The sequence below is a fragment of the Flavobacterium chryseum genome (genome assembly GCF_004362015.1).
Classification (GTDB): Bacteria; Bacteroidota; Bacteroidia; order Flavobacteriales; family Flavobacteriaceae; genus Flavobacterium.
In genome coordinates, this window is record NZ_SNWW01000001.1 from 458,504 (window position 1) to 483,189 (window position 24,686).

Consider the following 24,686-nt stretch of genomic DNA (forward strand, 5'->3'; position numbering starts at 1 on the left):
TTTGTAGCAAAATCAACTTGTTCGAAATGATTTGTTTAGAGTGATTCTAAATAACATTTTTGATTTGTTCTGATTTTAGTTTCAAAAAAATATCGCTATGAGTTCTCAGGAAATTATAAAAATTGAAGACGACTTTACGCTAATTCGTTTTCAAAACGACAGTGCTGAACCATTTTCTGCTCAACGCGAAATTGGTAGTGGCCTGATACAGTTTCACTTCGGAATAAAAGGCAATGCTAAATTTTTGTTCAATCAGGGTAATTATGCTCTTGAATTGAAGGAAGAAAAATCGCTTCTTTTATATAATCCGCAAAAAGAATTACCCCTAAATTTAGAGTTGGCTCCAAATTCATGGGTGATCTCCGTAATTGTATCGATCAAGAAATTTCACGCGTTGTTTTCTGCAGAAGCAGATTATATTACTTTTTTAAGTCCTGATAATAAGGATAAAAAGTATTATAACGAAGGAAACATCAGTCCTTCTATGGCTATTGTATTAAGTCAACTGTTTCATTACAACCTTCATCCATCCATAAAAAACCTTTATTATAAAGGAAAAGGATACGAATTACTGAGTTTGTATTTTAACAGAACCGAAGATCCAAATGCAGAACAATGTCCGTTTTTGATTGATGAAGATAATGTTTTGAAGATTCGAAAAGCCAAAGAAATTATCATCGCCAATATGGCTGAACCTCCCGGATTACAAGAGCTTGCAGATGAAATTGGTTTAAATTTGAAGAAACTGAAAATGGGTTTCAAACAAATTTACGGTGACACAGTTTATGGTTTCTTATTCGATTATAAAATGGATTTCGCAAGAAAACTTCTTGACAGCGGATCTTATAATGTAAATGAAGTGGGATTAAAAATTGGCTACAGTACCGGAAGTCACTTCATAGCGGCTTTCAAGAAAAAGTTTGCAACGACTCCGAAGAAATATTTGATGTCGATTAATACGAATGTTTAATTTGATTTTCAGAATTGCTCAATTGTATTCTTAACATATAATAGAAGTGTCAATAAATAATGGAAACAGAAATATTAGGAGACCATCAAGAATACTTAGAAGAAAAATTTGAAGAAGTATTAGTTCGTTATAATCGATTTGGTAAAGACATTTATAATGTAATAAAAAGGGAATTACCTAACGTATTCAAATATTTGAAATACTACAAGGCAACAAAAAGTACCGAAAATATGTTTTTGGTGCTCAAATTGAAGATAGTTATGCAGTTTATAATGACGGAAATATTTTATTCTCAATTCAATTAGAACCTGAGTGCGAAGTGATCTGTTTAAACAATTGGAAAACTCAAATTGAAATTGGAGATTGGAATAATAACGATTATTATAAACAAGCCATTGAATTTATTAGAACAGAATTTATGAATGAAGATTTCTAACAAATTGATTTTCTATATTCAGCAATAAATAAAAAATAACATTTATCATATTTCCAAAAAGCAGCAAAACCTACTTTTGAAGAAAATTTAAACAAACAAAAAGCTTAAAGCCTAAAGCTTAAAGCCTAAAGCAAAAAAACAATGAAAGGCGTATTATTAGTAAACTTAGGATCTCCGGAAAGTCCAACTACAAAAGATGTAAAACCGTATTTAGACGAATTTTTAATGGATAAATACGTGATCGATGTTCCGTATTTGTTGAGAGCATTATTGGTTCGAGGCATTATTTTAAGAAAAAGACCGGAAGAATCGGCTCACGCTTACGCGAAAATTTGGTGGGATGAAGGTTCGCCTCTTGTGGTTCTTTCAGAAAGAATGCAGAAAAAAGTACAGCCTTTGGTAAATGTTCCTGTAGCCTTGGCAATGCGTTACGGAAGCATGACAATCGAAAAAGGACTTCAGGAATTACACGATAAAGGTGTTACAGAAGTATTGCTTTTTCCTTTATATCCGCAGTACGCAATGGCTTCAACTTTGACTATTTTAGTGAAAGCGGAAGAAATTCGTAAGAAGAAATTCCCAAACATGACTTTTACTGATGTTCCGGCATTTTACAACAAACCGGATTATATCAAGAATTTAGCTGATTCAATTCAGAAAAATTTAGTTGGGTTTGAATACGATCATTTACTATTCTCGTACCACGGAATCCCGGAACGTCATATCCGTAAAACCGATGTAACAAAATCGCATTGCAAAATCGATGGTTCTTGTTGCAACACACCATCGCCGGCGCATGATTTCTGTTACCGTCATCAATGTTATGAAACTACAAAACAAGTCGTAAAATTATTAGGACTTCCTGAAGATAAATACAGCTTGACTTTTCAATCGCGTTTAGCGGGGGACAAATGGTTAGAGCCTTACACTGACGTGGAAATTGATAAAATGCCAGGAAAAGGAATTAGAAATCTGGCAGTTGTAACGCCAGCTTTCGTTTCAGACTGTTTAGAAACTTTGGAGGAAATCGCTATGCGCGCCAAAGAAGATTTTGAGAAAAACGGTGGAGAAAAATTCTTAGCGATTCCGTGTTTGAATGATGGTGATGAATGGTGTCAGACAGTTGGAAATTGGATTAATGATTGGGCAAAATAGAAAATAGAACAAAGAGTAAAGAAAAAAGACTTAAATGGAATATTATAACTATCTAAAATCGTTACATCTTATATTTGTAATTACTTGGTTTGCAGGTTTGTTTTACATTGTACGTTTGTTTGTGTACCAAATTGAAGCCAATGATAAACCATCTCCTGAAAAGGAAATCCTGCAAGCGCAATACAAAATAATGACCTATCGTTTGTGGTATATTATTACTTGGCCATCAGCAGTTTTGGCAAGTATATTTGCTTTTTGGATGTTACTTTTTACAGATTTAGGAAACGCATGGCTCAAAATGCCGTGGATGCATGTAAAATTATGTTTCGTTTTCCTTTTATATCTTTATCACGCAAAATGTCATCAGATTTTCAAACAGTTACAAAACGACGAAGTAAAATATTCCAACAATTTTATGCGTTTATGGAATGAAGGCGCAACGATTATTCTGTTTGCCGTTGTCTTTTTAGTCGTTTTAAAAAGTGCCATCAACTGGATTTTCGGCGTAATTGGCATATTTTTATTCTCAATTATCATTATGCTAGGTTTCCGTTTTTACAAAAGAATCAGAGAGAGAAAATAGTTGTAAATTGTTAATTATGAATTGTTAATGGTAAATTAATCCACACAGTTGATAATTCATAATTCACAATTTATAATTAACCATTAAAATCTATGCTTAACAACTTAAAAATGTCAATGCTTTCGCTTCGTACCAGGATTTTCCTGTCGATGATTGTATTGATTGTTGTGGCATCTTTTTTATTAGCTTCGATTTCGATTATTCAGTTTAAAACCGAGGCGAAAGAATACCATCAGGAACGTTTAGAACGAAAAGAAAATGCGGTAAAGGAACATATCAATTATGTTTTGAATACTACAACTTATCCTTTAAAAACGGCAAATCTCGATTTAATTTTTAAAGATAAAATTCACGAATTAGCCCAAATTCATAAAATTGAAATCAATATTTACAGTCTTGACGGGAAATTATTAAAATCGTCAAAAGAATCTTTTGCTGTAGATAAAGCGCCGCCGCCAATTCCGCTTTACATTCTAAAACTGGTTCGGTCTTCCATAGAAAAACGTTTTGTAGACATTAAAACCATCGACGGAGTTAAAAACAGATCGTCATATAGTTTGATTAAAGACGAGAAATTCAAGCCTCTGGGAATTTTAAATCTTCCCTATTTAGAAGACGACGGTTATTATGATAATGAATTGAATACTTTCCTGATTCGTTTAAGTCAGGTATATTCTTTTATGCTGATTGTTGCTTTTGCATTGGCTTATTTTTTGTCAACGTACATCACAAAATCATTAAAAACCATTTCTGATAAGTTAGAAGAAACCAATTTAGATCAGAAAAATGAGAAAATTGTTCTGGAAGCGAATAGTAAAGAAGTTAATTTCCTGATAAAGGCTTATAACGGAATGGTCGATAAATTAGAAAGTAGTGCTGTAAAACTGGCCCAAAGCGAGCGTGAAGAAGCGTGGCGCGAAATGGCAAAACAAGTCGCGCACGAAATTAAAAATCCGCTTACGCCGATGAGGTTGACGGTTCAGAGCTTTCAACGCAAATTTGATCCAACAGCACCTGATGTCAAGCAAAAAATGAACGATTACTCAGAAACTTTAATTCAGCAAATTGATACAATGAGCGCAGTAGCATCGGCATTTTCGAATTTTGCATCGATGCCGGCGCAACAAAACGAAACTTTGAATGTAGTTGAAGTTGTAGAATTAGCTTTGGATATTTTTAATGAAGATTATATTGTTTTTGAAAGTCAGGAAGAAGAAATCATTTCAAAAATGGATCGTACGCAACTAATTCGTGTCATTACGAATCTGGTTAAAAACGCCACTCAGGCAATTCCGGAAAGTCAGTTTCATAAATCGATTTTAGTTACCGTAGTACGCAGAAACAATAATGTTGAAATTGCAGTAAAGGATAACGGGGTCGGAATTCAGAAATTGGATATTGGCCGAATATTCGAACCAAAATTTACCACAAAAACCAGTGGAATGGGGCTTGGACTCGGAATTATAAAAAACATCATCGAAAATTACAAAGGAACAATTACCTTTGAGTCAACTTATGGAAAAGGAACCACATTTATAGTTTCTTTACCAATCACAAACTCCTAAAAAAAGCGTCATGAACTACGAAAATCTTTTAATTTCAATTGAAGAAAAAATTGCAACCGTAACGATTAACAGGCCTACAAAATTGAATGCTTTAAACAAAGCGACAATTAGCGACTTGAGTAAAGCGGTTAAATTATTAGGAAAAAATGAAGATGTCCGCGTGATTATTATTACCGGAAGTGGCGAAAAAGCTTTTGTAGCCGGAGCTGACATTTCAGAATTCGCAAATTATACTATAGTCGAAGGTGCGCAATTAGCTGCTGAAGGACAAGAATCATTATTTGATTTTATTGAAAACTTAAAGAAACCCGTAATTGCAGCCGTTAATGGTTTTGCACTTGGCGGAGGATTAGAATTGGCAATGGCGTGTCATTTTAGAGTAGCGTCTGATAATGCAAAAATGGGTTTGCCGGAAGTAACGTTAGGATTGATTCCGGGTTATGGAGGAACACAGCGTTTACCGCAATTAGTAGGTAAAGGCCGCGCAATGGAAATGATTATGACTGCAGCCATGATTTCTGCCGAAGAAGCCAAACAATACGGATTGGTAAATCATGTTGTTCCACAAGCTGAATTATTAGATTTTGCAATTGGAATCGCTCAAAAAATCATTAAAAATGCACCTTTCGCAATTGGCAGGGCGATAAGAGCTATTAATGCAAATTATAAAGACGGTAAAAACGGTTTTGATACCGAGATAAAATCATTCGGAAAATGTTTCGGAACTCAGGATTTTAAAGAAGGAACAACCGCATTTTTAGAAAAACGTAAAGCTGAATTTACGGGAAAATAATTTTTTTCTTAACCGCAAAGTTCGCAAGGGATTACGAAAAGCACAAAAGGAAATTTGAAAAACTTTGCGAAACTTGTGTAAATCTTAGCGAACTTTGCGGTTAAATAAAATACAGAGATTTTAAAAACTTAGAACCTTAGCATCTCAGAACCTTAGCACCTTAAAAAAAATGTACGAACCAATATTTGCCCTTTTTTGTGAACGAGTTAAAGAAAGTATTCAAGCCGGAACTTTCGCAAAATTGACTTTGGCAAAAACAATGGGCGATACCGAGATTAAAAATATCTATTTCAGATTGGTTCTGAATGAAGATAATACTTTTTCAATTTCATTAACGACTCGGTACAAAACCGAAGAAATCGAAAGCATTCATACTTTAGATGAAGCCTTATTAATGTTAGGAACTTACATCAAGAATCCCTTTTTAACGGCGCTTTTGTTTACCACAGATAATGATATCACTTTTAAAGTAAACAAGAAAAACGCAGGAAGTATTATCGAACAGGAACCAACGTTTAAAAACGCTTCGCCCGTAATGCTCGAAATGATAGAGAAGGGGATTGTTTAAATTCGTATTTCACCAAAATTGAAGATAATGGATGAACTTAAGGAAATGTTATGGAAGCAATTTGGAGCTGCAATTGACATGCTTGAGAGTTCAATCTTAGTTTGTCCTGAAAGTTTTTGGGACAAAAAAGAGTTTTGGTATTCTGTTTATCACACTGTTTTTTGGCTCGATTATTATTCCTCTACAGAACCGGACGCCTTTTCTCCGCCTGAACCTTTTACTTTGTCAGAATTTGATCAGAATGGAATTTTGCCGGAAAGACTTTATTCAAAAGAAGAATTGCTCGAGTATCTTGAGTTTGCACGTAAAAAAAGCTTCTTTTTAATTGATGGTTTAAATGAAGAAACCTCGAAAGAAAGATTCATCAGCAAAAAGAAAAATTACAACAGAATCGAAATGATTATTTATAGTATGAGACACGTGCAACATCATGTAGGTCAACTAAATTTGTTGCTTAGACAAAATGAAGATGTTGCCGGAAAATGGGTTTCTCAAACACATAAGATATATTAATTCACTTCTTAGTAAATAGTTAAAATTACTTCACTTGCATAAATTGTAGGAAAAATGCTTTATTTTTGCCTGAAAATTATAATTTAAAATAATTTCAGATGAAAGTGTATAGTATGCCAGAGCGACTTAAGGTTTTTATTTTACTTTTTTCCGTTTTATTAATAATCACGTTCGGGAGTTTATTAATTATTCCCTTTATACCGGTTTCCGCACATTCCTTTGCATTCAGACTACATAATTCCTGGCCGCCACGTGGATTTTTATCATGGTTAATTATTCTGTTTCTAATTTCAATGATTACGATTTGTCTGCTATTTGTTTGTGATGTTTTTAAAAGAAAAGTGGTTCTTACAAGGGATTGTATAATTAGTAAAAATGTTTTCAGTACCCAAAAATTAAATTTCAATGAAATAAAAGGTTTTGGAGTTGACTATTTTACAATTTACATAGAAACCAATACGAATAGCAAAAAACGATTAAGAATAAATTTAATGAGCCTAAACAGAACAGATAATTTATTACAAGATTTAGAAATGAGATTCACTAATTTAGATTCTCTGAAACCAGAATAAATCTAATTGTTTATGTAATATTTAGATTGTTTTACTTAAAGTAATTTTACAAATAAATTTGAAGCAATTTTATTAGAAATCGATAATTCTTTACCATCAACTTTTATTCTAACAGATAAATCAAAAGATTCTTTTGACAGAAATTCGATTCTTGAACCCAAAGCAATTTCCTGTTTGTCAAGATATTTCAGAAATTCCGACGAAGTATCTTTCACACCCACACAAACTCCAATTTGATTCTCTGACAATTCTGAAAGCAAGTATTTCTCTATCTTGATAATTCTTCCATTAGCATCCGGAATTGGGTCGCCATGCGGATCTTCCGTCGGATTTCCCAGAAAATCATCCAAACGATTAATCAATTGTTCTGATTTAATATGTTCCAGTTGTTCAGCGATATCATGAACCTCATCCCAGGAAAAATTTAGCTTTTCTACCAAAAACACTTCCCACAAACGATGTTTTCTAACAATCATTTTAGCTGCCAGTTTTCCGTTTTCCGTCAAAGAAACGCCTTGGTACTTTTTATAATTAACCAAATCCTTGTCCGCCAGCTTTTTCAGCATATCCGTAACCGATGAAGCTTTGGTTTCCATCATTTCGGCAATAGCGTTTGTACTTACTTCCGTTTCCAGAGAAGCAGTTAAGTGATATATTGATTTAAGATAATTTTCTTCTGAAAAAGTCATTTTTTGATATTTTTTTATTTCTGCTCTTCGAATATTTTTAACAATGTTAATGCTAAATTTGGTTCTATTTTAGAAATTCTCCCTGTACTTATATTAACTCCAATTGCATTCGATCCGGGATTGTAAATTCCTCCATTTACACCAATTCCACTGAAACTCAAAAAAGAAGCAGATTTATTTTCTTCACCAGTAATCCAAAATGTCTCGCCGCTAAAGCCTCCTTTATTTATCTTGATTTCTTCGCCTAATTGAATTTGAAATTCTTTATACTTACCGTTTCCTATCTAGTATTTGTTTCCATTTACTTTATACGTTTGACTTTTATGCTCAGTTAAATTCTGATTGCCAAAAATATAAACTTTGTTTTTTGGAATATTTTCAAAATTAGTTTCAAAAGTATCGTCATTGCAGAAATAGGTTGAAAGGATTAATTCTCCATTTTCGGCATCGATTTTTTTAAAACTTTCAAATCGAAATGTATTTGCACCTAGTTTTTGTGTTTCGATTTTAAGATTTTCAAATAATGAGGCTATATTTTTGAGACTTCCTGTTGATTTTACTTTTGCTACAGCCTTTAGATTTGTTAAATCGGTCGCTTCACCTAAATAAACAAATTGTTGATATTCCGGTTTTTCAAGAGTGTCGTTTATTGTTATAAATTTTACTTTTTGCGAATGCATTGAGCATCCAATGAACAAAACTAGTAATGTCAGTGTTTTTTTCATATTGCTTTTAGTGTAAAACTTAAATGTGTAAATTGAATATAAATTTGTTTCTTCAGAAATAGGCATCTTTTAAAGGTTCTAAGTTTTAAGGATTCTAAGAAAAACCTCAGAACCTTAGCAACTCAGTGCCTCAGCAACTTTATTTAACAATCAACAAAGGTATCGAAATTTTATGTCTCAACTTATCTACGGTTGTGCCAAATAAAATATCTTTTAAGCCAGTGTGACCGTGGGTTCCCATAACTAAAATATCAAAATTTCCTTGGTTGATAATCTTCGGAATCACGGTGTTAGGTTTTCCGAAGCCAAGTTCTGTTGTGATTCTGAAACCCTTCTGCGAAAGCATATCTTTATATTCTAATAATAATTTTTCGTCTATTGTTGTTTCATGATCGTCAACGTGGCCTCCGTACATTAATGCACCAACAGTTTCTACAATATGAATTAAGGTATATTGCGCGTCGATTCCGCCAAGTTCGAAGGCATTGTTTAGTGCAGCTTCATCGGCATTAGAAAAATCCACAGAAATTGCTATATTTTTCTTATTGTAAGTTTCTTTTGGAGTGTATTGTAATTTTAAATGGTGAGGTGAATGATTTTCAATATCTGCTTTTGCTCTGGCGATAAAAGGTTTCACAACAATATAAAGGAGCAAACCAAGAAATCCAAAAGCTAAGGGAACAACAGTAAGCCAAAGAAATATTGGATGGCTGGAACTTTCGAGCCACGAAGTAATTTCATCGTAAACCAGTTTAGCGTTTAACGAAACAATAATCAAAGCTATAACCCAGGCAGCAACCTGAGTGGTTTTCGAAATATGAAAGCCTTTCATTTTGGTTTTGTCACTCACAAAATGAATTAGCGGAATAATCGCAAAACCCAATTGAAGGCTCAAAATAACCTGACTTAAAATCAAAAGTTTCCCGGTTACGCTTTCTCCATAAATTAAAATTACGATAACTGCAGGAACAATAGCAATTAAGCGCGTGATAATTCGGCGCACCCAAGGCTGAATCCTTAAATTCAAATAACCTTCCATTACGATTTGTCCGGCTAAAGTTCCGGTCACTGTTGAGCTTTGTCCTGCTGCAATTAAAGCAACGGCAAATAATATCGGCGCCCATTTAGTTCCCAACAAAGGTTCTAAAAACTGATGTGCATCCTGAATTTCCGCAACTTCAAACATTCCGTTTCTGTAAAATGTGGCTGCGGCTAAAATCAAAATGGCAGCATTTACAAAGAAAGCCAAGTTTAAAGCGATTGTCGAATCGATAAAATTATATTTCAAAGCCTGTTTAATTCCGGCTGGAGTTCTGTCGAATTTTCGGGTTTGAACTAAAGAAGAATGTAAATATAAGTTGTGGGGCATTACAGTTGCACCAATAATTCCGATTGCGATATACAATGCGGCTGAACTTGGAATCGACGGAACCAAGCCATAAATTACTTTATCCAATTCAGGCTCAGCGAAGATCATTTCAAAAATAAAAGAGAACCCAATAATGGCAACCAACACGATAATGAAAGCTTCCATTTTGCGGATACCTTTATTTATCAAAAACAAAAGAAGAAAAGTGTCTAAAACAGTAATCAAAACGCCTTCGATCAACGGAATATCAAAAAGTAAATTGATTCCGATTGCCATTCCTAAAACTTCAGCCAAATCACAGGCCGCAATAGCAATTTCTGCTAAAAAGTATAAAATATAGTTGATGAACTTCGAATAAGTTTCTCTGGAAGCTTGCGCTAAATCGCGTTGCGTTACAATTCCGAGTCGTGCACTTAGACTTTGAAGCAGCAAAGCCATTAAGTTGCTCATTAGTAAAACCCAAAGCAAAGAATATCCAAACTGACTTCCGCCTGCAATGTCTGTTGCCCAGTTTCCCGGATCCATGTAACCCACACTTACAAGATAAGCTGGGCCTAAAAAGGCTAATATTTTCCTGAATCCTGTTTTTTTATGCTCTGTAGCAACCGATTGGTTTACTTCATCTAAAGATCTGGTCATTGTAAATATGTTGTTTAAACAAATATATATAAAAATTATATTCGTTAAACAATATTTTTAGGCGAGCCTAAATATTTAAATGTTTGAATTCAAACAATTCGGGCATAATCCTGATAACGTAAAGTTGATGTCATTGACTTTGTAGTTATGCGGAATGATATAACTCGGTTTTACATTTTCCAGACAAGTTACTTCGTGGCAGTTTTCGCAACTAAAATGAGCATGGTTATGAATGTGTACACGTTGGGCATGATGATGGCATTTAGCATACTTTACGGTGCCGTCAAGATTTACTACTTTATGAATTATGTCGTCATTAACTAGTCGATCTAAAATTCTGTAAATCGTAACGCGATCACACAAATCGTTTGTTTGTTTTTGAATTTCGGTGTGAGAGAGAGCTGTTTTAGATTGAGCTAAAACCTGTAAAACGGCTGTCTTTGCTGCTGTATTGCGGGTTGTTTTCATATTATTAAAATTAAAATATTATTGCAACAATGTTGCAATTGACAAATTCTTGTATATTTGCAACAAAATTGCATTAAGCAAATGTACAAGAAATGAAGAAATCTACCACATCTTTATATGATATTTTAGGAATTTCAAGCGCAACTATTTGTTTGGTTCACTGTCTGGTATTTCCGCTTCTGACTATTTTACCATTAGGCCTAAGTCACAATTCTTTTATTGATTTGTTTTTTGCGACGATCGGATTATTTGCAATTCTCAAAATTATAAAAAAATCAAATCTTTTAGTGGCTGCCATTTTGATTGTTTCAATTTCTTTAATCTGGATTAGTGTTTTAATTGAAATCATATTAGACATTCATCTTGATTTGATTTTCATTGGTGGCATCGGAATGATAATCGGACACTTTTTGAATTACAGATTCCATAAAAATACAAATCATTAAATACTTAATCATGATGCAACAAAAACAATTTGAAGTTATTATTATCGGAGGAAGTTATAGCGGACTTTCGGCAGCGATGAGTTTAGGCCGTTCATTGCGACAGGTTTTAGTAATCGATAGCGGTTTGCCTTGCAACAGACAGACGCCGCATTCTCATAATTTTATTACGCAAGATGGAGAAAAACCACAGGTGATTTCAGCGAAAGCCAAAATACAAGTTGATTTTTATGATACTATTCAATTTTATAATGGACTTGCCGTAAGTGCAATTAAAACTGAAAAAGGATTTGAAGTCAAAACAGAATCGGGTAAAGTTTTTACTGCCAGAAAAATTCTCTTTGCAACCGGAGTTAAAGATCTGCTTCCTGAGATTAAAGGTATTGCGGATTGTTGGGGAATTTCAATCCTGCACTGCCCGTATTGCCACGGTTACGAGGTTAAAAAAGAAAAGACAGCCATTATTGCCAATGGAGAAATGGGTTTTGAATATGCCAAGTTAATCTCGAACTGGACAAAAGATTTAAGATTGATAACCAACGGAAAATCAACATTAACTTCAGAGCAAACTCAAATTCTTAAAAAACATCAAATAGAAATTATTGAAGATGAAATTGATAGTGTTGAACATGAAAACGGAAATGTTCGGGAAATCATTTTCAAAAATCAATCTAAAGTATCAGTAAAAGCCATTTATTTTAGACCGCCTTTTGAACAGCATTGTAAACTGCCTGAAGTTTTAGGTTGCGAATTGACCGAACAAGGATTGCTAAAAGTAGATGCTATGCAGAAAACTACGATTCCTGGCATTTTTGCTAGCGGCGATAATTTTATTCAGGCAAGATCTGTTGCGATGGCGGTCTCTTCGGGATCTTTCGCCGGAGCATCAATCAATAGAGAATTAATTGACGAAGATTTTAGTTAGGAGTATTTTCTAAACACATAGAAACATAGGTTTTGAAAATGTCTATAAAGGCGTTCCACTTTCCATTAATTCTCATAGAAAATCTATGTGAGAAGCATGCTTTCTTCAATCTCCCTCAAAAGAAACTATAAATTCTATGTTTCTATGTGTTTAAAATAAATACACAAAGCATTGAAATAAATCTATTTAAAAGTTTTTAGCTTTTGAAACACTATTTGTCAAATTTAATTTTTAGTTTTGTCTAAATTTAATTTTATAATAATGAAAAATTCAATTTTAATATTGATTTTGTTTTGTTTACAAATTTCGTTTGCTCAGGAAACCAAGATAATTTCTGGTTTTGTTACTGGTGAAGGGAAGAAAATACAAGCCGCGAACGTTCATTTAATAGGCTCAAACCATAAAACAGTTACCGATAGTTTAGGTTATTATAGTTTAGAAAATATTGCTGTCGGAAATTATACCATTCAGATTTCTCATACGGGCTTTCAGACTTTGAAAAAGAAAATTGAAGTAACAAAAGATTCGATTCAAACTTTTGATTTTGAAATGACCGACAATCAAAACCAGCTAAATGAAGTTGTAGTTTCAGGAACTTTAAAAGCAGTAAAACGATTAGAAAGTGCCGTTCCCGTTGAGGTTTATTCTCCGGTTTTCTTCAAAAAAAATCCAACCGCAAGTATTTACGAAGCGCTTCAAAACATCAATGGCGTTCGGCCACAGCTCAATTGTGGCGTTTGTAATACGGGCGATATTCATATAAACGGATTGGAAGGTCCGTATACTTTGGTTTTAATTGATGGAATGCCAATTGTGAGCAGTCTTTCAACAGTTTATGGTTTATCAGGAATTCCAAATTCTTTAGTCGAGCGAATTGAAATCGTAAAAGGTCCGGCTTCATCTTTGTACGGAAGTGAAGCAGTTGGAGGTTTAATCAATATTATTACTAAAAACCCAACGAATGCTCCGGTTTTTTCGGCAGATTATTTTACCACTACTTATTTTGAAAGTAATCTCGATTTGGGAATGAAATTTAAGGCTGGGAAAAAAGCAATTTCTCTTTTAGGTGTTAATTATTTCAACTACGATCAGGTAATTGATAAAGACAAAGACAATTTTACAGATGTTACGCTTTCTGAAAGAATTTCGGTTTTTAATAAATGGAGTTTTCAAAGAGAAAATAATCGTCTTTTTACGATCGCAGCGCGTGGAATGTACGAAGATCGCTGGGGCGGAGATGTGCGTTGGGAGAAAAAATACCGTGGAGGCGACGAAATCTACGGTGAAAGTATTTATACCAAAAGAGGAGAATTAATTGGAAGTTATCAATTGCCTTTTGAAGAAAAATTGATGCTTTCATTTTCCGGAAATGTGCATTATCAGGACAGCCGTTACGGAACAACATCATATATCGCCAATCAAAAAATTGGTTTTTTGCAATTGACCTGGGACAAAAAGATCGGTCGAAATGATTTCCTTGCCGGAATTGCCAACCGATATTCGTATTATGACGATAATACAACGGCAACAAAAGAAGCTGAAAGTACGTGGTTACCCGGAATTTTTGTTCAGGATGAAATTACGCTTTCTCCAAAAAGCCAGGTTTTGCTCGGAATGCGTTACGATTACAATTCCATTCACGGTTCAATTTACACGCCGCGAGTGGCGTATCGATGGAAGAAAAATGAAAACACTATTTTCCGTTTGAATGCCGGAACCGGATTTCGCGTTGTAAATTTGTTTACCGAAGATCACGCAGCGCTTACAGGTTCTAGAGATGTCATAATAAAAAGTAATTTGAAACCCGAACAATCTTTGAATGCAAATCTGAATTATATTCAAAAGATAAACTTTACAAACGGCACTTTTGTGGGAATTGAAACAACAGCTTTTTATACCAGATTTAGTAATAAAATCATATCCGATTATGCGACAGATCCTAATAAAATTATTTACGATAATATCAACGGCTATGCTATAAGCCAGGGAATCAGTACCAATGTTGATGTTAATTTTCCATCAGGATTAAAAATGATTCTTGGGGCGACTTTCCTGGATAATAAAAATGTTGAAAACGGAATTTCAAAAAGACCCTATTTAACTGAGGATTTTACCGCAACATGGAGTATTTCGTATAAAATAGAATCCTTAAATTTATTGTTAGATTACACAGGAAATGTTTACAGTCCGATGGAATTGCCATTGTTAAGCGAATTAGATCCAAGAAGTCCGAAATCGCCATGGTTTAGCATTCAGAATATTCAGTTTACCTATTTTGGATGGAAGAATTGTGAATTTTACGGAGGAATCAAAAACCTGTTGAACTTTACACCAAAGCAAAATAATCCGTTTTTAATTTCAAGAACAAATGATCCTTTCGATAAAAATGTACAATACGATTCGGCGGGAAAAGTTTTGGCAACACCAGAGAATCCGTACGGTTTAACTTTTGATACGACTTATGTTTATGGACAAAACCAAACAATTCGAGGTTTTTTTGGGTTGCGATATACTTTGAAGTAAAATTTTATTAGCAACAGATTTCACAGATGTAAATTGAAATAATGCTAATTCATGATTAAACTGGACTAAAGTCCAGCCCTACAAAATAGTTCGTTCCGTAGGAACTTAAAGAGCCATAGGCTCGAGTAATATTGTAGAGCTGGACTTTAGTCCAGTTTAATAATACGAAAACAATTCTTTAAATTTTTGGCAAAAAACAAAACAAATGAAAAAGCTAATTCTATTTACAATCTTCTTCGCGATTAGTTCAACAGGTTTCTGCCAACTTAAAAGCAGAACTTTTGAGGAAGCAGATAGTTTACAGCAAATTCAAAAACGAAAAATAATCGTTTTCATTCATACCGATTGGTGTCAGTTTTGCCAAAGAATGAAACAAACGACATTTAAAAATCAGGAAATTATCGACAAACTGAATTCAGATTTTTATTTTATTGATTTGAACGCCGAAGAAAAACGAGAGATTACTTTTAATAATCAGACATTTAAATATCAGCCAACAGGAAATAATGTCGGCGTTCACGAACTGGCTTTACAATTGGGGACGATTCAAAATCAAATTGTATATCCCGTTATATGTGTTTTGAATGAGAAAAACGAAATCATTCTTCAATACAACAACTATTTAAGTCCAAAGGATTTTAAACTGCTTTTAGAAAAATTGAAAGAATAAAATTCATTATTTTTGAGGATGAATTCTTCGCAAATCAAACACTTTGACTACATTTTTACCGGAACCGGATTGGCTTCTTTGATGACAGTTTATAAAATGATTTTGTCTGACAAATTTCGGGATAAATCTATTTTATTGCTAGATCACGATTCGAAAAAGATAAATGACAGAACCTGGTGTTTTTGGGAGAAAGAAGAATCAATATGGAATTCGATTATTTCTAAAAAATGGGATTCTGCTTTATTTGCTAATGAAAACTTTAAACGCGATTTAGCGTTAAAGCCTTATCAATACAATCAAATTAAGGGTTTAGATTTTTATAATTTTGTTTTTGAAGAAGTTTCAAAGCATCGAAACATTACTTTTTTAAATGAAAAAGTAACCGATATCAACGAACTGGAAACGCATGTTTTTATTGGTACAGAACAAAGCATATACACCTGCAACTATTTGTTCAATAGCATTTATACCAAAACTTTTGCTTTAAGTCAAACCAAATATCCTGTTTTGCAGCAACACTTTATAGGTTGGTTTGTAAAAAGTGATGTTGATGTATTTGATCCTAAACAAGCCACTTTTATGGATTTTTCAGTAGATCAAAAAGGCAATACAAGGTTTATATATGTTTTACCAACTTCAAAAACAGAAGCTTTGATCGAATATACTTTGTTTTCAGAAAACCTGCTTCCAAAAGAAGAATATGAAAATGAGATTCAAAAATATTTAGAAAAACTCGGAGTTCTACATTATGAAATTTTGGAAAAGGAGCAGGGAAGTATCCCAATGACGTGTTATCCGTTTTGGAAAAAGAATACCAAAAGAGTTTTAAATATAGGAACTGCCGGCGGATGGACAAAAGCGAGTACAGGTTATACGTTTAAAAATTCAGATAGAAAGTCATCAGAACTAGTTGATTTTCTTCAACATGAAGATCCTAAAATGGCTGTATTTCATAAGAAGAATAGATTTTGGTTTTATGATTTATTGCTTTTAGATATTCTTCATCGCCATAATGAATTGGGAAGTGCTATTTTTTCTTCTTTATTCAGAAAAGGAAATCCAGCTTTGATCTTTAAGTTTTTAGATGAAGAAACAAATTTGATTGAAGATCTTCAAGTAATTTTAAAATGTCCAAAATTGCCATTTATTAAGGCTTTGTTTAGAGTGATATTCAAATAAAAGTTTAAGAATTTCCTCAATCGGCCAAATCTGCGTGTAATCTTATATTCAGAATACACTTTTACAATATTTCTTTTATCGTAAAATATAATGGATACCTTGAAAAATGCTGATTTATTTCCACCAATAAAAAAGCCAGATCGTCAATAGAAATGCCTTATTATTATGTTTTAATAACTTTCTAAGGCGATTATAAAAAGATGGTAGCATTTACTTTGCTGAATCGAAAATAAGACAAGATCGATTTGTCTCCCAACAATGGTAAACGGATTTAGCAGAGAAAAATGCTAATCGAAAAACCTTTAAAAACCAAGTTAGAGATAGTATGATCGTTCATTTTCGATAATAAATTAATTAGCAATTTATGGGAATTACGAAGCACTTAAATTTTGATACAGAAACAAAATCAATAGGGAAAATCTGTAAAGCATTGGGGCATCCTACTAGAATTCAGATTATGACCCTGCTATGGAAGAGAGATAATAGAACTTGTGGTGAAATTGTTGAATTAATTCCATTAGCACAATCAACTATATCCAAACATTTATTAGAATTAAAAAAAGCAAATCTGGTAAATATAAAAAATGAAGGAAAAAAAATAATTTACTCGATTGAAGTTAACAATATAGAAATGCTTAAAAAATATTTGACTAGTTATCTTTCTACCTTCGAAATTTCCGAGCAAAATAAGTCAACCGTTTTGACAACCAGACAGGCAAGAGGCAGAAATAGCTATTTGAAACAATACAATTATCAATTTCCAGATAAAAAAATAAAGCAATTGGCGGTTTAGGTTTATGAAGCTTTTGGGTTTAAAATTTTAATATCGTACTATAACAAAACTTTATACTTCAAATTAAGTAGTTGCGAGTAAACTTTGTAACTTTGCAGTTCAAAAGTAAAATTTAAAAATAAACAATATGTATCCAGAAGAAATGGTAAAACCAATGCAGGCTGAACTTACAGCTGCAGGTTTTCAAGATTTACATAGTGCTGATGCTGTAGATAATGCTATTAAAGCAGAAGGTACCACTTTAGTTGTTGTGAACTCTGTTTGCGGTTGTGCTGCAAGAAATGCACGTCCGGGAGCGAAAATGAGTTTAGAAGGTGCTAAAAAACCAGATCACTTAATTACTGTTTTTGCAGGGGTAGATAAAGAAGCAGTTGATGCTGCAAGACAACATATGTTTCCTTTTCCTCCATCATCACCATCTATGGCTTTGTTCAAAAACGGAGAATTGGTTCACATGTTAGAGCGTCACCACATCGAAGGCCGTCCGGCAGAACTAATTGCTGAGAATTTGCAGGATGCGTTTAACGAATATTGTTAATTAAGTTACTAAGGTTCTGAGTTGCTGAGTTGCTGAGGTCCTAAGGTTTTGATTTTAGGTTCAAAGTAGCAAAGTTACAGAGGTATAAAGATTTTAAAAGCACTATTAATTTAGTGCTTTTTTGTTTTTAATAAATCCGTTGAAACTTAGAACCTCAGCAACTTGGTATCTCAGAACCTTAAAAATAATTTGTAGCTAAAAACTTAATAACTTAGAAGCTTTGTAACTCAAAACCTTTTTTATACCTTTGCCGCTCAAAAAATAATTTCTAAACTTAAAACTGTTTATAGCATGCAACTGTACAACACTTTGAGCGCAGAAGAAAGAGCCATCATGATCGATGATGCCGGTAAACAACGACTAACGTTGTCTTTCTATGCGTATGCAAAAATTGAAGATCCCAAAAAATTTCGCGATGATTTATTTGTAGCCTGGAATAAGCTTGATGCTTTAGGCCGAATTTACGTTGCCCATGAAGGAATAAATGCTCAAATGAGTATTCCTGAAGAAAACCTGGAGGCTTTTAGAGAAACTCTGGAAGTGTATGATTTTATGAAAGGCATTCGATTGAATGAAGCCGTAGAACATGATGACCATTCATTTTTAAAATTAACCATTAAAGTGCGTCACAAAATCGTTGCCGACGGTTTAAACGATGACACTTTTGATGTAACCAATATAGGCGTTCACCTGAAAGCCAAAGAATTCAATGAAATTCTTGATGATCCCAACACGATTGTTGTTGATTTTAGAAATCACTACGAAAGTGAAGTAGGTCATTTTAAAAATGCGATCACTCCAGACGTAGAGACGTTTAGAGAAAGTCTGCCAATTATCAACGATCAGCTGCAAAATCATAAAGAAGATAAAAACCTTGTAATGTATTGCACAGGTGGAATTCGTTGTGAAAAAGCAAGTGCTTATTTTAAACACCAAGGCTTTAAAAATGTATTTCAGTTAGAAGGTGGAATTATTAATTACGCCAAACAAATTGAGGCAGAAGGTTTAGAGAGCAAATTCATTGGGAAAAACTTCGTATTTGATAATCGTCTTGGTGAAAGAATTACAGACGATATTATTTCGCAATGTCACCAATGCGGGAAACCTTGCGACAACCACACCAATTGCGAAAACGACGGATGTCATTTGTTGTTTATTCAATGTGATGATTGTAAAGCAGCAATGGAAAACTGCTGTTCTACAGAATGTCTTGAAATTATACACATGCCTTTGGTAGATCAGGTAAGATTGAGAACCGGAAAACAAGTTGGAAATAAAGTTTTTAGAAAAGGAAAATCAGAAAACTTAAAATTCAAACATTCTGGAGAATTGACTGATACTGCTTTGGCTGCAGCCCCAACCCGAGGCGTAGCCGAACAGAGCGGAGCTAAACCAGCAGATATTCGTCAGAAAATAAAAGTAAAGAAAGTACTCCTTGGAAAAGCCGAACATTATTATGTTAAAGCACAAGTTGGACAATTTACCGTTGAGAATCAAGAGCTAAAAATTGGAGAAACAATCTTAATTTCTGGTCCAACGACAGGTAATCAGCAATTGACTTTAGAAAAAATGATTGTCGACGGAGCGGAAACTTCAACTGCTAAAATTGGAGATAAAGTTACTTTTGAAGTTCCATTCAGAATTAGATTGTCAGATAAAATATATAAGATCTTAGGATAGTTTTTGTTCTAAAGTTCATTTTAAAATAACCTATTTTGTATTTAGCAGAATAGGTTATTTTTTTTTGAATTATATCAGCGTTGTTTAATAATGAACTGGACTTTGGGTACAAGGACAATTGCTTATTCTTTGAAGGAAATCAAGACCAATAGTTATAACGTGAGTTCCTGAGTTATAGGCTCCTAATTGATTAAGCGATGCCTGATAAGAATATCCAAAGTAAAAATTAGATTTTTTAAAACCAGCCATTGGTCCTACACTGTTTGGCTTCAAAATCTGATCATTTAAAAAACGATAAGAAACTCCTATCCAGAAATAATCATCATATCGATTAAATTGTCGGTACTTAAAATTTACATCAGTGCTGGAGCGTTTATCGCTTTCAAATAATTGATAGAAAATTGATGGTTCAAATTCGACTTTATTATTTGCTTTTCCTCTAATGACATAGCCGCTATACACTTGGTAGTTGCGCAATAAAGCGGGTTCTTCATGATAGAATTTGTCAATATTTTTGTTTAAAATGTTAGCAGCGTTTAAACTAATGTAAAATCCTTTGTTTCGGTATAAAGCTCCTACATCAAAATTATTATTTGAGATTTTACGATTATCAGTAACGCCCGGATCTAGACCGGGAGAAATTCCTGAACCTGAATTAAATTTATCAATATCAATTTTAAAAGTATTGATATTGTAAGAAATGCCAAAAGATAAATATTGTTGAGAATAATAATCTAATGTTAAATGGTGTGCAAAAGAGATTTTTCCACCGGTCTGTCTGGTATTTCCGTTTTTATCATTATACAATGATATTCCAATTCCTGAGCGGTCTAAAACTCTCATGTCAGCGTAAACGGACTGATTATCTGGTGAATCTTTAATGCCAACCCATTGCGTTAAGCCGTTTGCCCTTATTCTGAGGTTATCGCCAATACCAGCATAAGTTGGAGATACAACAAATGGATTATCTGCCAAATATTGAGTGAAAACAGGTAAGTTTAATTCTTGACAGTAGCCTGAAACTGAGGCTGTGAGGAGAAATATTGTGATAATTTTTTTCATTGTTATTAATTTAGATACTGCTTCGCAATTATCGGTAAAGAGTAAAATGTCCAACAAATTCTCGGTTATCTTTAGGATCGTTAAGTTTTATCACATACCAGTAATCACCAGATGTTAGTTCCTGCCCATTATATTTCCCGTCCCATCTTTGACCATAGTGATATTTTGCAATTTCCCGACCATATCTATCAAGAATTGTAAACGTCAGATTTTTATAATTTACAGAACAATCTGGTCCCCAATCATCGTTAACTCCATCACCATTTGGAGTAAAGTAATTTGGAATGCAGACATCGATATAATCAAAATATTTTGAAAGAGTAATAGAACATCCGTTGCTGTCTTTTACGGTAACAGTATAATTTCCAGATTTGTAAATAATTAATTTATTATTGCTACTGAATGGTTCGTCGTCAAATGAGTATTGATAATTAACACCGCCTTCTGATGCCGTTGCAACAATTTCATTTAGTTCTCCGTTAGCTAATGTTAACTTTAAAGGTTTAACCTCATCAATAATAAAAACTGCTGTAGATTGAAGACAGCCATTGGAGTGTCTTGCCTTTATAGTGTGCTCACCCGGAGATAGGTTTGTAAAAATGTTACTGGATTGATAAATGCCTTCATCAAGAGCATAATCTACATCGGCAGGATTAACACTGCTGTCAATTGTTACAGTTACAGCATTGCCAATTGTATTACCTTGACAAAAACGAGTAATAGCAACGATTGGATTAATCACTACAGCTGCTGGAAGGTTTACTTGAAGTTGAGTAGTACATCCTTGTGCATCTTTTACATACACGGTATGTTGGCCTGCCGAGATGTTTTCAATATCAAATAAACTCTGATGTGACGAACCATCTGAAAAGATTCCAGCTTCTTGATCCAAACTGTAGTGATAGGGTTTTGTACCGCCAGAAATTTCCATGCTGAATGATCCATTGTTTTCTCCGGTACAATATTCCGGATTGATTGGGCCTACAATATTCGCCTGTAATTGATTTGGTTCTGATATCACTACATCAATTGTGGTAAAGCAATTGTTGCTATCAGTTATAGTAAAAGAGTGTGTTCCTGCAGAAAGACCAATTTGAGATGGTGTAATAGTATAAATACCAGTGCCACCATGTGGATTAATAATTACCGATCCACTTGATTCTCCTTTACATTTTGCATTAGTTTGAGTGTAAGTGGCTGAGATTTTATTTACGATAAGGTTTAATTCCTCGTCTGCGTTGCATCCGTTGTGGATTACAGTATAAGTTCCTGCAGTATTGTAATCTGTATTGTCTGCCATCCAATGGAAAGTTTCTCCCGCGCAGATTGTTTTTTCAGTTACAATTTTAGCTGGTTTTCGCGTCACATTTAAAATTAATTCCTCATCAGCCGTGCATCCGTTATGGACTACTGTATAAGTTCCTGCAGTATTATAATCTTTATCATTTGCTGTCCAGTGGAAAGTTTCTCCTGAACAGATTGTTTGTGTTATTGAAGATTTTGCAGGTTTAGCTGTTACAGTCAAATTCAGAATCTGATCTGCGGTGCATCCGTCATTGCTGATTCTAAGTCCGCTTTGAGATACAGCATATTCAACATTATTTACCGGCCAAGTGTACGTTTGTCCAGAGCAGATTGTTTCTGTAGTTACAACGTCTGCTGGTTTTGATGTTACAGTCAAATTCAAAACCTGATCTGCAGTACATCCGTCGTTAATTATTTTAAATTCAGTTTGTGTGGTTGAGTATTCAACGTCATTTGCCGGCCAGATGTAGGTTTGTCCAGAGCAGATAGTTTTAGTCGTTACAATGTCCGCTGGTTTTGGTGTTACAGTCAAATTCAGAATCTGATCTGCGGTGCATCCGTCATTGCTGATTCTAAGTCCGCTTTGAGATACAACATATTCCACATTATTTGCCGGCCAGATGTAGGTTTGACCAGAGCAAATAGTTTTAGTCGTTACAATGTCTGCTGGTTTAGGAGTTACAGTCAAATTCAGAACCTGATTTGCTGTACATCCGTCATTTGTTATTTTAAAACCAGTTTGTGTGGTTGAATACTCCACATTATTTGCCGGCCAGATGTAGGTTTGACCTGAGCAGATAGTTTTAGTCGTTACAATGTCCGCTGGTTTAGGGGTCACAGTCAAATTCAGAACCTGATCTGCTGTACATCCGTCATTGCTGATTCTAAGTCCGGTTTGAGATACAGTATATTCAACATTATTTGCAGGCCAGGTGTAGGTTTGTCCAGAGCAGATAGTTTTTGTTGTTACAATTTCTGCTGGTTTTGGTGTTACAGTCAAATTCAAAACCTGATCTGCGGTGCATCCGTCATTTGTTATTTTAAATCCAGTTTGTGTGGTTGAGTATTCAATATCATTTGCCGGCCAGGTGTAGGTTTGACCTGAGCAGATAGTTTTAGTCGTTACAATGTCTGCTGGTTTTGGTGTTACAGTCAAATTCAAAACCTGATCTGCGGTGCATCCGTCGTTAATTATTTTAAAACCAGTTTGTGACGTTGAGTACTCCACATTATTTACCGGCCAGATGTAGGTTTGTCCAGAGCAGATAGTTTTTGTCGTTACAATGTCTGCTGGTTTAGGCGTTACAGTCAAATTCAAAACCTGATCTGCGGTGCATCCGTCATTGCTAATTTTAAGTCCGCTTTGAGATACAGTATATTCAACATTATTTGCCGGCCAAATGTAGGTTTGTCCAGAGCAGATAGTTTTAGTCGTTACAATGTCTGCTGGTTTTGGTGTTACAGTCAAATTCAGAACCTGATCTGCTGTGCATCCGTCGTTAATTATTTTAAATCCAGTTTGTGTTGTTGAGTACTCCACATTATTTGCCGGCCAGATGTAGGTTTGTCCAGAGCAGATAGTTTTAGTCGTTACAATGTCCGCTGGTTTTGGTGTTACAGTCAAATTCAAAACCTGATCTGCGGTGCATCCGTCATTGCTGATTCTAAGTCCGCTTTGAGATACAGTATATTCAACATTATTTACCGGCCAGGTGTAGGTTTGACCTGAGCAGATAGTTTTACTCGTTATAATGTCCGCTGGTTTAGGAGTTACAGTCAAATTCAGAACCTGATCCGCGGTGCATCCGTCATTTGTTATTTTAAAACCAGTTTGTGACGTTGAGTACTCCACATTATTTACCGGCCAGATGTAGGTTTGTCCAGAGCAGATAGTTTTACTCGTTACAATGTCTGCTGGTTTTGGTGTTACAGTCAAATTCAAAACCTGATCTGCGGTGCATCCGTCATTGCTGATTCTAAGTCCGCTTTGAGATACAGCATATTCAACATTATTTACCGGCCAGGTGTACGTTTGACCTGAGCAGATAGTTTTAGTCGTTACAACGTTTGCTGGTTTTGGTGTTATAGTCAAATTCAAAACCTGATCTGCGGTGCATCCGTCATTTGTTATTTTAAAACCAGTTTGTGACGTTGAGTATTCAATATCATTTGCTGGCCAGGTGTAGGTTTGACCTGAGCAGATAGTTTTAGTCGTTACAATGTCTGCTGGTTTTGGTGTTACAGTCAAATTCAAAACCTGATCTGCAGTACATCCGTCGTTAATTATTTTAAATCCAGTTTGTGTTGTTGAGTATTCAACATTATTTACCGGCCAGGTGTAGGTTTGTCCAGAGCAGATAGTTTTAGTCGTTACAATGTCTGCTGGTTTAGGCGTTACAGTCAAATTCAAAACCTGATCTGCGGTGCATCCGTCGTTAATTATTTTAAATCCAGTTTGTGTTGTTGAGTATTCAACATTATTTACCGGCCAGGTGTAGGTTTGTCCAGAGCAGATAGTTTTAG

Annotated in this window: 23 protein-coding genes; 16 read left to right on the forward strand and 7 right to left on the reverse strand. The window is 34.4% G+C overall.

All coding sequences use genetic code 11. The features are described from left to right. Positions 1-97: 97 nt before the first annotated feature. The 8 genes from EV143_RS01910 to EV143_RS01945 all read left to right on the forward strand — a co-directional run bounded on the left by EV143_RS01910 (position 98) and on the right by EV143_RS01945 (position 6,583). The gene (locus EV143_RS01910) at positions 98-970 is read left to right on the forward strand and encodes a helix-turn-helix domain-containing protein (RefSeq protein WP_133506298.1); all 873 of its coding nucleotides are present in this window, start codon (positions 98-100) and stop codon (positions 968-970) included. 59 nt (positions 971-1,029) lie between these two features. After that, positions 1,030-1,275: a hypothetical protein gene (locus EV143_RS01915; RefSeq protein WP_133506299.1), complete on the forward strand. Its 246-nt coding sequence runs from the start codon at positions 1,030-1,032 to the stop codon at positions 1,273-1,275. Between the two features lie 272 nt (positions 1,276-1,547). Beyond that, complete coding sequence (hemH, locus tag EV143_RS01920; RefSeq protein ID WP_133506300.1) at positions 1,548-2,561, forward strand: ferrochelatase; 1,014 nt, start codon at positions 1,548-1,550, stop codon at positions 2,559-2,561. A 34-nt stretch (positions 2,562-2,595) separates the two neighbouring features. Continuing rightward, complete coding sequence (locus EV143_RS01925; RefSeq protein ID WP_133506301.1) at positions 2,596-3,144, forward strand: CopD family protein; 549 nt, start codon at positions 2,596-2,598, stop codon at positions 3,142-3,144. A gap of 149 nt (positions 3,145-3,293) precedes the next feature. After that, entirely contained in the window at positions 3,294-4,709 is a 1,416-nt protein-coding gene (locus EV143_RS01930) for an ATP-binding protein (protein ID WP_133506648.1), read from the forward strand. 10 nt (positions 4,710-4,719) lie between these two features. Continuing rightward, positions 4,720-5,502, forward strand: a complete 783-nt coding sequence (locus EV143_RS01935; RefSeq protein WP_133506302.1) for an enoyl-CoA hydratase/isomerase family protein — start codon at positions 4,720-4,722, stop codon at positions 5,500-5,502. A 169-nt stretch (positions 5,503-5,671) separates the two neighbouring features. Next, the gene (locus EV143_RS01940; RefSeq protein WP_133506303.1) at positions 5,672-6,070 is read left to right on the forward strand and encodes a hypothetical protein; all 399 of its coding nucleotides are present in this window, start codon (positions 5,672-5,674) and stop codon (positions 6,068-6,070) included. A gap of 27 nt (positions 6,071-6,097) precedes the next feature. Further along, positions 6,098-6,583 (forward strand): DinB family protein, encoded by a 486-nt coding sequence (locus EV143_RS01945; protein ID WP_133506304.1) that lies wholly within the window; start codon positions 6,098-6,100, stop codon positions 6,581-6,583. A 607-nt stretch (positions 6,584-7,190) separates the two neighbouring features. Here EV143_RS01945 and EV143_RS01950 read toward each other — a convergent pair. From EV143_RS01950 to EV143_RS01965, 5 genes are all read right to left on the reverse strand, one after another. Beyond that, positions 7,191-7,844: a metal-dependent transcriptional regulator gene (locus EV143_RS01950; protein ID WP_133506305.1), complete on the reverse strand. Its 654-nt coding sequence runs from the start codon at positions 7,842-7,844 to the stop codon at positions 7,191-7,193. A 14-nt stretch (positions 7,845-7,858) separates the two neighbouring features. Further along, complete coding sequence (locus EV143_RS21400) at positions 7,859-8,005, reverse strand: hypothetical protein (protein WP_166638096.1); 147 nt, start codon at positions 8,003-8,005, stop codon at positions 7,859-7,861. Positions 8,006-8,128: 123 nt separating this feature from the next. Then, complete coding sequence (locus EV143_RS01955; RefSeq protein ID WP_133506306.1) at positions 8,129-8,569, reverse strand: hypothetical protein; 441 nt, start codon at positions 8,567-8,569, stop codon at positions 8,129-8,131. 139 nt (positions 8,570-8,708) lie between these two features. Beyond that, a complete protein-coding gene (locus EV143_RS01960) occupies positions 8,709-10,577 on the reverse strand; it encodes an Nramp family divalent metal transporter (protein WP_133506307.1) in 1,869 nt (622 codons plus the stop codon). A 75-nt stretch (positions 10,578-10,652) separates the two neighbouring features. Continuing rightward, complete coding sequence (locus EV143_RS01965) at positions 10,653-11,045, reverse strand: Fur family transcriptional regulator (RefSeq protein WP_133506308.1); 393 nt, start codon at positions 11,043-11,045, stop codon at positions 10,653-10,655. Between the two features lie 92 nt (positions 11,046-11,137). Between EV143_RS01965 and EV143_RS01970 the strand changes: the two genes are divergently transcribed. The 8 genes from EV143_RS01970 (at position 11,138) to trhO (ending at position 19,796) form a co-directional block, all read left to right on the forward strand. Next, a complete protein-coding gene (locus EV143_RS01970; RefSeq protein ID WP_133506309.1) occupies positions 11,138-11,491 on the forward strand; it encodes a MerC family mercury resistance protein in 354 nt (117 codons plus the stop codon). Positions 11,492-11,504: 13 nt separating this feature from the next. After that, positions 11,505-12,413, forward strand: coding sequence for an NAD(P)/FAD-dependent oxidoreductase (locus tag EV143_RS01975; RefSeq protein ID WP_208111248.1), 909 nt, complete (start codon positions 11,505-11,507; stop codon positions 12,411-12,413). Between the two features lie 261 nt (positions 12,414-12,674). Beyond that, positions 12,675-14,936, forward strand: a complete 2,262-nt coding sequence (locus EV143_RS01980) for a TonB-dependent receptor (RefSeq protein WP_133506311.1) — start codon at positions 12,675-12,677, stop codon at positions 14,934-14,936. A gap of 205 nt (positions 14,937-15,141) precedes the next feature. Beyond that, a complete protein-coding gene (locus EV143_RS01985; protein WP_133506312.1) occupies positions 15,142-15,606 on the forward strand; it encodes a thioredoxin family protein in 465 nt (154 codons plus the stop codon). An 18-nt stretch (positions 15,607-15,624) separates the two neighbouring features. Beyond that, positions 15,625-16,785: a lycopene cyclase family protein gene (locus tag EV143_RS01990; RefSeq protein WP_133506313.1), complete on the forward strand. Its 1,161-nt coding sequence runs from the start codon at positions 15,625-15,627 to the stop codon at positions 16,783-16,785. A 364-nt stretch (positions 16,786-17,149) separates the two neighbouring features. Continuing rightward, positions 17,150-17,578, forward strand: coding sequence for an ArsR/SmtB family transcription factor (locus tag EV143_RS01995; RefSeq protein ID WP_133506314.1), 429 nt, complete (start codon positions 17,150-17,152; stop codon positions 17,576-17,578). A 127-nt stretch (positions 17,579-17,705) separates the two neighbouring features. Continuing rightward, positions 17,706-18,116 carry a BrxA/BrxB family bacilliredoxin gene (locus tag EV143_RS02000; protein WP_029271207.1) on the forward strand — a complete coding sequence of 137 codons (411 nt, stop codon included), beginning with the start codon at positions 17,706-17,708 and terminating at the stop codon, positions 18,114-18,116. A gap of 291 nt (positions 18,117-18,407) precedes the next feature. Beyond that, positions 18,408-19,796, forward strand: a complete 1,389-nt coding sequence (gene trhO / locus EV143_RS02005) for an oxygen-dependent tRNA uridine(34) hydroxylase TrhO (protein ID WP_133506315.1) — start codon at positions 18,408-18,410, stop codon at positions 19,794-19,796. An 84-nt stretch (positions 19,797-19,880) separates the two neighbouring features. Here the strand turns inward: trhO and EV143_RS02010 are convergent, their stop codons facing one another. Both EV143_RS02010 and EV143_RS02015 read right to left on the reverse strand, forming a co-directional pair. Next, entirely contained in the window at positions 19,881-20,858 is a 978-nt protein-coding gene (locus EV143_RS02010; RefSeq protein WP_133506316.1) for a PorP/SprF family type IX secretion system membrane protein, read from the reverse strand. Positions 20,859-20,886: 28 nt separating this feature from the next. Continuing rightward, positions 20,887-24,686: T9SS type B sorting domain-containing protein (locus EV143_RS02015; protein ID WP_166638097.1), on the reverse strand; the 3,800-nt coding region annotated here is incomplete at its 5' end.